The following is a 1,957-nucleotide window of genomic DNA, read 5'->3' as shown; positions in this document are numbered from 1 at the left end:
GGCGACGTCGACGTGCTCGCAGCCGCCGTAGTAGCGCCGGCCCGGATAGCCCTCGGCGTACTTGTTCGTCAGGACCGAGCCCTGGGCCTCCATCACCGCCAGCGGAGCGAAGTTCTCCGAGGCGATCATCTCCAGGGTGGACTGCTGACGGTCCAGCTCGGCGTCGACCGCGGCGGCGATCTCCGGGTCCACCTCGTGCAGGGGCTGGTTGAAGAGGGTCATCGACGGTCTCCTTGGGTGTGGGCGCGGTGAGCGGCGCAGGCGTCGGCGGACAGGGCATCGGCGATGTTCTCGGGCGCGCGGCCGGAACGGCCGGCCGACCGTGGCATTGCCCTCCTCCTCAGAGCGCGACCGCGGCAGCGGGGACGAGGGTGCGGCGGAGCCGGTTGAAGAACTTGGGCTGGTTGAGGGAGAGCACCGCGACGGGGACGCCGTCACGCCGGTAGACGGCTGTGAAAGATCGGCTGTCGACGTCGCCCTCGACGATTTCGGGCTCGGCTCCGGGGGCGACGTGTCCGGCGAGCTGGATGCGCACCTGGTACTGATCGGACCAGAAGTACGGCGCGGTGAGCGGCGCCGGGGCCGACTCTCCGCTGAGCAGTGTCCGAGCCGCGGTCCTCGCCTGCTCGGTGGCGTTGCTCCAGTGCTCGATTCGGGCGTGGCGCCCGGTGAACGGGCTGGGGCAGCGGGCGACATCGCCTACGGCGACCACGTTCGGGACACTGGTCGCACAGCCGGCGTCGCACACCACGCCGTCGTCCACCTGCACGCCGGATCCGGCGAGCCAGTCGGTGGCGGGCCGGACACCCACACCCACCACGACGATGTCGGCGGGCAGCACTCGCCCGTCCGCCAGCCGTACGCCGGTCACCCGGTCCCCACCGACGAGCCCCGCCACTCCGGTTCCCCTCAGCAGGCGGACCCCGTGATCGGTGTGGAGCGAGGAGCACACCAGCCCCATCTCCCGCCCCAGTTGACGTTCCAGCGGTATGTCGAGTGCCTCCACGACGGTGACGTCGAGCCCCAGTCCGCGGGCGGTGGAGGCCACCTCGGCGCCGATGAAGCCGGCGCCGATGACGACGAGCCGGGGCCGGCCGTCCAGCAACTCGGCGCGCAGGGCCTGGGCGTCGTCCAGGGTGCGCAGGGTGTGGACACCGGCCGGCCCCTCCATGCCGGGGAGCATCCGGGCACTGGCGCCGGTCGCGACGACGACCCCGCCGGTGCGTACGTGCCGTCCCCCGGCCAGGGTGACGGTCCTGGCCACAGGGTCCAGTCGCACCGCGCGTTCGCCGAGGAGCCACTGCACGTCCAGCGCCTCGTATTCATCGGCGTCACCGAGCGCGAGCGCGTCGACGTCGAGGTCTCCCTTGAGGAAGTCCTTCGACAGCGGCGGGCGGTCGTAGGGAGTGTGGCGCTCCTCTCCCACGACGACGATCTCGCCGTCGTAGCCCTCTGCGCGCAGCGCACGGACCGTGCTCAGACCTGCCAGCGACGCTCCGACGACGGTGATGCTCCTCATGCGGGCTCCAGACGGAGAGTTGTCTCATATAGCACAACGACACTCGTTATGCGCAACATGGTTCTGTGCGACACGGGGGTTGTCAAGGGAGTGTCCGTCCATCAATTTCTGATGGCGCGCACTGTTGCGCACTTCGCAACGCAGGTTCGAAGGGATCAGCCGGCGGGCGGCGCGTCGATGCGGTCCTGTACCCAGGTGTGGAACTCGCCGATGTGGTGCTCGCTGGGGACCAGGACGCCACCCTTGGCGTAGACCCGTGAGCTCATGCCCGGCTGGGTGCGTTCGCAGGCGTCGAAGTCCTGCTGGTTCACACGGTGGAACAACTCGACCGACCTCGCCACGTCCTTGCCGCTCTCGACGACGTGCGGGAGGTAGAGCCAGTCGCACTCGACGATCGTGCGGTCGACGGACACCGGGTACATCCGGTGGAAGATCACA

The 1,957-nt window shown here is 69.7% G+C and carries 2 protein-coding genes and 1 pseudogene; all 3 read right to left on the bottom strand.

The window, feature by feature from the left end:
• Window positions 1–222: pseudogene (locus tag TN53_RS40370) on the bottom strand (serine hydroxymethyltransferase); the annotation flags it as partial.
• A 118-nt stretch (window positions 223–340) separates the two neighbouring features.
• Window positions 341–1,519, bottom strand: coding sequence for an NAD(P)/FAD-dependent oxidoreductase (locus tag TN53_RS40365; protein ID WP_046263851.1), 1,179 nt, complete (start codon window positions 1,517–1,519; stop codon window positions 341–343).
• A 155-nt stretch (window positions 1,520–1,674) separates the two neighbouring features.
• A partial coding sequence (locus tag TN53_RS40360) for an SRPBCC family protein (protein ID WP_046263850.1) occupies window positions 1,675–1,957 on the bottom strand: 283 nt, incomplete at its 5' end.

It is taken from the genome of Streptomyces sp. WM6386 (assembly GCF_000972385.1).
Taxonomy (GTDB): domain Bacteria; phylum Actinomycetota; class Actinomycetes; order Streptomycetales; family Streptomycetaceae; genus Streptomyces.
The sequence above is the reverse complement of the archived record's forward strand: the minus strand, read 5'-3'. Positions and strand labels throughout refer to the sequence as shown.

Bases quoted from the DNA above. Each gene is read 5' to 3' on its own strand.
- TN53_RS40365 (WP_046263851.1), bottom strand. From the start codon at position 1,519: ATGAGGAGCATCACCGTCGTCGGAGCGTCGCTGGCAGGTCTGAGCACG.